This is a genomic window from Polaromonas sp. P1_E1_2 (assembly GCF_056406035.1).
In genome coordinates this window covers 1-7,750 of the sequence record NZ_JBFUAZ010000154.1, presented here as the reverse complement: position 1 = coordinate 7,750, position 7,750 = coordinate 1, and the positions used below count along the sequence as shown (strand labels likewise).

The window sequence follows — 7,750 nt, the reverse complement described above, 5'->3', positions numbered from 1 at the left end:
GAGATATAGAAGTAGCCGGTGGCGGCAATCAGCAGATAGACATTGCGGGCGGAGATGTCTGCCCGGAAAATCTTCTTGCGCACACCGCTTTCCAGCAGTTGCCGGATGATGGCGATGGCGGGAGACGAGTAATCCCGGGCGCGCTGCGATTTGGCGATGTGCTTGCCGCGGTGCAGGTTTTCCGTATTGAGCAGCGTGATGAACTCCGGATTTTTGCTGTAGTAGGACACCACGAAGCAAATCACGTCCGTCAGAGACTCCACCGGGTGGTCGATGTCCAGTGACAACTCGAGCTCGGCATCATTCATGCGGCGGTACATGTCTTCCAGCACTTCGATGAACAAGCCTTCCTTGCTGCCGAAGTAGTAATAAATCATGCGGTCGAATGACTTGGCCGACCTGGATATTTTCTCTACGCTGCCGCCGTCATACCCATAGCGCGCGAAGACGCGGGTGGCTGCGCGCAAAATGTTGTCGCGCGTGGTCTGCGCGGCTTGCTCCCGTACGCCGGGCCGCTTGGCGACCGTGCGTTTGGTTGTGGCAGTGCGCGGCTTGATGGTTTTGGCCGTCTTCGCTGTCATGTAGAGGTATCCAGTCGCGGTTTATGCGTGATCAAGCGAGAAGGTGTGAGGAGCAATTTCCCACGGCAATGCAATGAGTTGAAGGCAAACGCCGGGCCATCTCTACTGTTCGGCAAAGGCGCGTTCGATCACAAAATCTCCCGGCTTGGATGTATTGCCTTCGATGAAGCCCTTGCCTTCCAGCATGTGCTTGAGGTCCTTGAGCATCGCGGGACTGCCGCAGATCATCACACGGTCATGCGCCGGATCCAGTGCCGGCAACTGCAGGTCGGCCAACATTTTCCCGCTTTCGATCAGGTCGGTGACGCGGCCCATGTTGCGGTAAGCCTCCCGCGTAACGGTAGGGTAGTACAGCAACTGCCTGGAGATCAGCTCACCGAGAAATTCATGTTGGGGCAAGTGATCCACAACCAGGTCGTGATATGCCAGCTCGTCTGCCTGCCGCACGCCATGGACCAGCACGATCTGTTCAAACCGTTCGTAAGTCTCCGGGTCCCGGATGATGCTCATGAATGGCGCCAGACCCGTGCCGGTCGAGAGCAGGTAAAGCCGTTTACCTGGCAGCAGGTAATCGATTACCAGTGTGCCGGTTGGCTTGCGCCCAACGATGATTTTGTCGCCGACCTTGATGTGCTGCAGCCGTGACGTCAGGGGACCTTCCGCGACCTTGATGCTGAGGAATTCAAGATGCTCTTCATGATTGGGGCTCACGATGCTGTAGGCGCGCAGCAAAGGCTTGTCGTTGACCCTTAATCCGATCATGGTGAAGTGGCCGTTGCTAAAGCGCAGTGAGGTGTCGCGTGTGGTGGTAAAGGTAAACAGGCGATCAGTCCAGTGATGGACGGACAACACAGTTTCTTCATTGAAAGCGCTCATGGTGTTATTCGGAGTAATGGTTATGAATTAGAGAGGCCGCGTTGATGTCTCATGGGTTCATGATCTGCCGATTTATGAGCCGATTTTTCCATTGCGCGGTCTCGATAGGTATTGCATGTACTGGCCAAACGATGCCGCCACAGAGGCAATGTGCCACATTAATGTAGTGAACGCAACATTTAAATTCAGTATGTACAACATTCTTAAATAAGTTTACGACAGCCATGTAAATACTATTGCGTGAGAAATCCGTATGCGCTACATTGAATCTAATATGTAGTGAATGCAACATGTAAATTAAGTGGGCACTACATTGGTGAATTAGCCCCAGGATGGTGAAGGCGGCAGAAGGACGAGCACGATGACTGAACATACAAAGACGGACGGCCTGCCAGGTATGGATGCCTTGACGTTTCCGCAAGTTTTGGAAAAGGCCCGGCCGCGAAACGAGCGAATGAACAGCGAGAAAATCGAGTGCAATGCCTGCCCGGTTCTATGCCAGATTTCTGAGGGCCGCAGCGGAGCCTGCGATCGCTATGCCAACCACGGTGGAACGCTTGTTAGGGTCGACCCAGTGTTGCTGTTGCGCCGTACGCTGTCGGGCGAGGGCGCGCATATTGTGCCGTTTGCGGCGCGCGCAGATGCCGGACTTTCCGCGCCGAAAGATCTGCCCGGTGGCACGGATGACGCATCAACGGTTTCATGGAGCGGCGATCTTCTACTGGCTGATGAAGTGTTTGTCACGGGTGTGGGCTCATCAACAACCTATCCCGACTACAAGCCGGCACCATTCATCGTTTCATCGAAAGCGGCCGGTGTTGATCTGGTCACTGTGGTCACGGAAGGAATTTTCAGCTATTGCAGCTTCAAGGTAAAAATTGACACTGACCGCTTCCTGGGTGCCGAGCAGGCCAATGTGCGCTGCAAGGGAGAGGTAATCGGGCATGTGACGACGGCCGAGTATGGCTCGCAGATGTTGTCCCTGGGTGGTGTGCATCACCTGACGGGAGGCAGCAAGAAAGAAGGCCGTGTCACGGTGGAGATGATGAAGGCGCTCGGCAACAAGCAAGCCGTGGAGTTCACGATTGACGGTGGTTCCCAAATACTGATTCAAGCCGGCCGTGCACCTGTCGTGAATGGCGTTGAAGAAGAGCGTATGCGCGTGGGTTGCGGGTCGGCCACGGTTGGCATTTTTGCAAAGCAGTTGTTCGGCAAGCTCGACGAGGTGGTGGTTGTCGACGACCACATTACCGGTGTACTGACCGAGCACCAGGCGGGGCGTTGTCTCGATATGCGCCCGTCAGGTGTCCGGATGCGCGGACGAAAGTCCACGCCGGGGCGATATTTCCAGGTGGCCAATCCCGGAACGGGCTGGGGTGGGACGGATATCGCCGATCCCCTGTCCATCATCGAGGCGTGGGACGGTAATGTCGCCTGGCCGGGCCTGCGCTTGTTGATGACATCCACCACCGGTGAGCATGCAAGCTGGTATGTGCTCAACGAAGAGCTCATTCCCGTGGAGCAGGAGATGCCGGCGGAAGTGCGTCATGTCGTTGAGCGTATCGGTGAAAACTGCGAGCCCTCCTTGGCGACCGTGCTTTTCCTTGCCGGAGCGGGCGGTAGCCTGCGGGCGGGTGTGACTGAAAATCCGGTTTTGCTGACACGTGCCATCAAAAATTCCCTGGTGAATGTGACCTGTGGTGGGGCTCCTGCCTATATCTGGCCTGGTGGAGGAATCACCGTGATGGCCGATGTCATGCGGATGCCGGACAACAGTTTCGGAACCGTTCCCACACCGGCCATCGTGGCTCCCATTGAATTCAGCATGAAGCTTGACGACTATCGCGCGCTGGGCGGGCACATGGACTATGTGCGTACGCTGGAGGATGTGTTGCGTCGCGGTGCCTGGCACAACGAAGGTGCGCCTGTCGCCCTGGAATGGGCCAGGCTGCCTTCTGCCAATCCTTGGCCTCTGGCGCGTCCCCCCTTGCTGGGCTGAGGCGCTTGCGTATGAACCCTCAACGCATGCAACTTCCCGATGGGCGCTGGCATTTCCAGCACGGGCCGATGGACATCATCATTGGCGCCTATGGAAGGCCGGTTGCGGTTGAGGCTGCTCATGCCAAAGCTTGGGAGCGTTTCAGCGGTATCCTCGGCGAGCTGGTTGAGGAACTTCCCCTCTTGCGGCAGCCCGTACTGGATGAGTGTTATCTGCAGGGGGTCGTTGCCCGGCGCATGTGGAATGCATGCCGCCCCTACCGGCGCGATTTCATCACCCCGATGGCGGCCGTGGCGGGTGCGGTCGCGCAGGAGTTGGTTGCCTGCTACGTCAATAGCGGAGTAGACCGCGCTTGGGTCAACAACGGCGGCGACATTGCCCTGCATTTGGCGCCGGCGCAATCGGTGCGGATCGGCCTGTATGCGGATCTGGCACGCCTTGATGCAAACGAGGTATTGGCCGGTGTTCATACCGACGGGCAATTCGAGGTTTCCAGCGCGCTTCCAGTTCGCGGCGTCGCTACCAGCGGTTGGCGGGGGCGAAGCTTTTCACTGGGTATTGCCGACAGTGTTACGGTCCTTGCGTATACCGCCGCGCAAGCGGATGCCGCAGCCACCATGATTGCGAATGCGGTCGATGTTGCCGACATGCGGATCAAGCGCAGCAGGGCTTGTGACCTGAAGGACGACACCGACCTTGGCGAAATGCTGGTGACAACTGACGTGCCGTTGCTGGAGGCGGAGACGGTTCGGCGTGCATTGCGCGCCGGGCTTGAACGCGCCCAGGCTTTACAGGCTGCGGGACTGATCTGGTCGGCTGCGCTGGTTTGTCAAAACCAGCTGATGACCACCTCTGATAAAACGCAGCAACGATTGCAAAATCGCAGTGCTGCAGTGCCGGCTGGTTCGGTATTTGCTTAATGAAATGAATGGACCTCACACCATGATTGAAATTCGGCGTATTTTTACGCACGTGGAGCAGATACGGCATGAATTCGGGCCGGTAGCGCCTGTGCCTTTGCTGCGCGGCGCGATTGCCGCGGTGCTGACCAATCCATTTGCCGGGCGATATGAGCCCAATATCTTGCCGATGATGGACCAGCTTCAGCCTGTTGGTATCCAGATGGCCGAGCGTCTGCGCGCCGCAATGGATGTGCCAGCCGAACATATTGAGGGTTATGGAAAAGGGGCAATCGTGGGCGCGGCCGGGGAACTGGAGCATGGTGCGCTCTGGCATGTGCCTGGCGGGTACGCGATGCGTGAGCTGCTTGGCTGGAAAGGCGATCGCAACGCTTATGCGCGTGGGCAGGCTGAGGAAAAAACCGGCCAGCCCGGTAACGCCTTGTCCATTGTCCCTTCGACAAAAAAAGTGGGTGCACCGGGTACGGCGCTGGATGTTCCTTTAACGCACGTCAATGCCAGTTATGTCCGTAGCCATTTCGACGCAATTGAGGTGCGTGTGCCGGGGGCTCCCTTGTCGGACGAAATCGTTTTCATCCTGGCCATGAGCACGGGCCCGCGCATTCACGCCCGGGTGGGTGGGCTGGCCGCCAGTGCCATCGCCAAATGGGATGGCTTGCGTTAAACCCGATGCGCCAGATACTTAGCAGGCACCGAGACAAGGAAAAACCATGACAGCCAGGATTCGAAAAATTGTTGTGCAAATCGACGAAACATACATCGAGATGGGAAAGGYCGTCACTCCCCCGACGCGAAAGGCATTGGCGATGGCCGTGATCGAGAATCCTTTTGCCGGGGTGTACGCGGAAAAACTCGATGCGCTGATTGACATTGGTGAGGAGCTTGGCGGGCTGCTGGGGCAAAAGTGCGTGCAGGCCCTTGGCATTGCCCCGGGCCAAGCCCATAGTTACGGCAAGGCCGCCATCGTGGGTGAGGCCGGTGAGCTGGAGCATGCGGCAGCGATCCTGCATCCCAGGCTGGGCGCGCCCCTGCGTCTGGCGGTGGAAAAGGGTGCTGCTCTGGTGCCGTCAAGTAAAAAGCGCGGTGGTCTTGGTACTGCCATTGACGTGCCGCTGGGACACAAGGATGCCGCATTCGTGCGCAGCCATTTCGATGCGATGGAAGCCCGCATCGCCGACGCTCCCCGCGCCAACGAAATTGTGGTGGCGGTCGTCGTTACGGACAGCGGCCGGCCCCTGCCGCGTGTGGGGGGGCTTCAAACCAGTGAAATCAAGGGGGAGGATGGGTTAAGGTAGCCCCGGGCTGCCAATCCATCGCTCATCGTCATGACCCATCGCCTTTCGCCTTCCATCTGACCCAAGACAACCAGGAGTACTTATGAAGCTGCACCACAAAATGCTGAGCACCGTCGCTTTCCTCGGGCTGATCACCTCATTCGTGAACGCTCATGCCCAAGGCGTCATCAAGATAGGGGAAATAAACAGCTACAAGGCCCAGCCTGCTTTCCTGGAACCGTACAAGAAAGGCATGGAACTGGCCGTTGAGGAAATCAATGCTGGCGGCGGAATCAACGGCAAGAAGGTCCAGCTGATTATTCGCGACGACAACGCAAACCCGGGCGATGCGGTCCGTGCAGCCGAAGAACTTGTCTCGCGCGAAAAAGTCGACGTGCTGACAGGCTCTTTCCTTTCCAATATCGGCCTGGCGCTCACCGATTTCGCCAAGCAGAAAAAGTTCTTTTTTCTGGCAGCGGAGCCTCTGACGGACAAAATCGTCTGGCAAAACGGTAATCGCTACACATTCCGCTTGCGGACCTCCACCTACATGCAGGTGGCCATGCTGGTCCCCGAAGCCGTTGCGATGAAGAAAAAGCGCTGGGCGGTGGTGTACCCCAACTACGAGTATGGGCAGTCCGCAGCAGCGACGTTCAAGACCTTGCTGAAGGCCGCGCAGCCCGATGTAGAGTTCGTGGCCGAGCAGGCGCCTCCACTGGGCAAGGTCGACTCGGGCAGTGTTGTGCAGGCCATGGCGGACGCCAAGCCGGACGCCATCTTCAATGTTCTTTTTGGTGCCGACCTCTCGAAGTTTGTTCGTGAAGGCAATACCCGTGGCCTGTTTCAGGGGCGTGAAGTCGTCAGCCTGCTGACGGGCGAGCCCGAATACCTCGACCCGCTCAAGGAGGAAACGCCCAACGGCTGGGTGGTTACCGGTTATCCGTGGTACGGCATCCAGACACCCGAACACAAGGCTTTCTTTCTTGCTTATCACGGCAAGTACAAAGACTATCCGCGCCTGGGTTCCGTGGTCGGCTATAGCGCCATCAAGTCCCTGGCCGAAGGCATGAAAAAAGCCAAATCGACCGATACGGAAAAGCTGATTACCGCTTTCCGCGGCCTGAACGTGACAACACCCTTTGGCCCCGTGGTTTTTCGCCCGGAAGACCACCAGTCCACCATGGGTGCCTATGTGGGACGCACAAAAAATGAAGGCGGCAAGGGCGTGATGGTCGACTATCGATATATCGATGGTTCAAAAGTCCAGCCCAGCAACGCCGAAGTGAAAAAAATGCGCGCTGCCGATTAGACCGAGGCAAGTGTTGACGGCGGCAGGTGCCGCGCCTCGTGCATGCACTCATGGCGGTTGGCCGGCAGTTCCGGTGCCGCCGTCATGTTAAAGGTGTGTCCACTGTGCGCTGCTTGCCGGTCATGCTATCCCGCAGAAAAAAGGTTTGTTCATGAGCTTCTCAGGCTTTATCGTGCAGTTGCTTAATGGCCTGGCCGGTGCATCGTCGCTGTTTCTCGTGGCGGCTGGTTTGTCGTTGATCTTTGGTGTTACCCGGATTGTCAACTTTGCCCATGGATCTTTTTTCATGGTGGGCATCTACGTTGCCTATTCATTGGTCAGTGCTCTTGGCAATACCTTGGGTTTCTGGCCTGCCTTGCTGATTGCCGCTTTGGCTGTTGGTGTTCTCGGCGGCCTGGTCGAGGTTTTGTTGCTGCGCCGTATTTACCGTGCACCGGAACTCTTTCAGTTGCTTGCAACGTTTGCGCTTGGCCTGGTGATCAAGGATGGCGTGCTGTGGTTTTGGGGCCCCGAGGAGCTGCTTGGCCCCAGGGCTCCCGGCCTGACTGGCTCTGTGTCGATTTTGGGGCGTCAGTTTCCTTCCTATGATCTTTTCCTGATCGTCGCGGGGCCTGTCGTCCTGGGTCTGCTTTGGCTCCTGCTCACCAAAACCCGCTGGGGTACCCTCGTTCGAGCCGCCACGCAGGATCGCGAAATGGTCAGCGCGCTGGGTGTGAACCAGGCGTGGTTATTCACAGCGGTTTTTGCATTGGGCGCACTTCTGGCGGGCCTTGGGGGCGCGCTTCAGCTAC

General features: G+C 57.6%; 8 protein-coding genes. 6 read left to right on the top strand and 2 right to left on the bottom strand.

Features of this window, described 5'->3' with window-relative positions; all coding sequences use genetic code 11:
• Together AC1D1P_RS09630 and AC1D1P_RS09625 are read right to left on the bottom strand one after the other, a co-directional pair.
• Window positions 1-581, bottom strand: a 581-nt coding sequence (locus AC1D1P_RS09630; RefSeq protein ID WP_477672808.1) for a TetR family transcriptional regulator, incomplete at its 3' end; no start/stop codon positions are given.
• Between the two features lie 102 nt (window positions 582-683).
• Complete coding sequence (locus AC1D1P_RS09625; protein ID WP_457280352.1) at window positions 684-1,457, bottom strand: ferredoxin--NADP reductase; 774 nt, start codon at window positions 1,455-1,457, stop codon at window positions 684-686.
• Between the two features lie 361 nt (window positions 1,458-1,818).
• Between AC1D1P_RS09625 and AC1D1P_RS09620 the strand changes: the two genes are divergently transcribed.
• From AC1D1P_RS09620 to AC1D1P_RS09595, 6 genes are all read left to right on the top strand, one after another.
• Window positions 1,819-3,456, top strand: a complete 1,638-nt coding sequence (locus AC1D1P_RS09620) for a 6-hydroxynicotinate reductase (RefSeq protein ID WP_477672807.1) — start codon at window positions 1,819-1,821, stop codon at window positions 3,454-3,456.
• Between the two features lie 11 nt (window positions 3,457-3,467).
• Window positions 3,468-4,376, top strand: a complete 909-nt coding sequence (locus AC1D1P_RS09615; RefSeq protein ID WP_477672806.1) for a UPF0280 family protein — start codon at window positions 3,468-3,470, stop codon at window positions 4,374-4,376.
• A 22-nt stretch (window positions 4,377-4,398) separates the two neighbouring features.
• Window positions 4,399-5,040, top strand: coding sequence for an amino acid synthesis family protein (locus tag AC1D1P_RS09610; protein WP_477669075.1), 642 nt, complete (start codon window positions 4,399-4,401; stop codon window positions 5,038-5,040).
• Window positions 5,041-5,086: 46 nt separating this feature from the next.
• A complete protein-coding gene (locus AC1D1P_RS09605; protein ID WP_477672805.1) occupies window positions 5,087-5,671 on the top strand; it encodes an amino acid synthesis family protein in 585 nt (194 codons plus the stop codon).
• Between the two features lie 82 nt (window positions 5,672-5,753).
• The gene (locus AC1D1P_RS09600) at window positions 5,754-6,959 is read left to right on the top strand and encodes an ABC transporter substrate-binding protein (protein WP_477669077.1); all 1,206 of its coding nucleotides are present in this window, start codon (window positions 5,754-5,756) and stop codon (window positions 6,957-6,959) included.
• A 151-nt stretch (window positions 6,960-7,110) separates the two neighbouring features.
• On the top strand, window positions 7,111-7,750 hold a 640-nt coding region (locus AC1D1P_RS09595), incomplete at its 3' end, for a branched-chain amino acid ABC transporter permease (protein ID WP_477672804.1).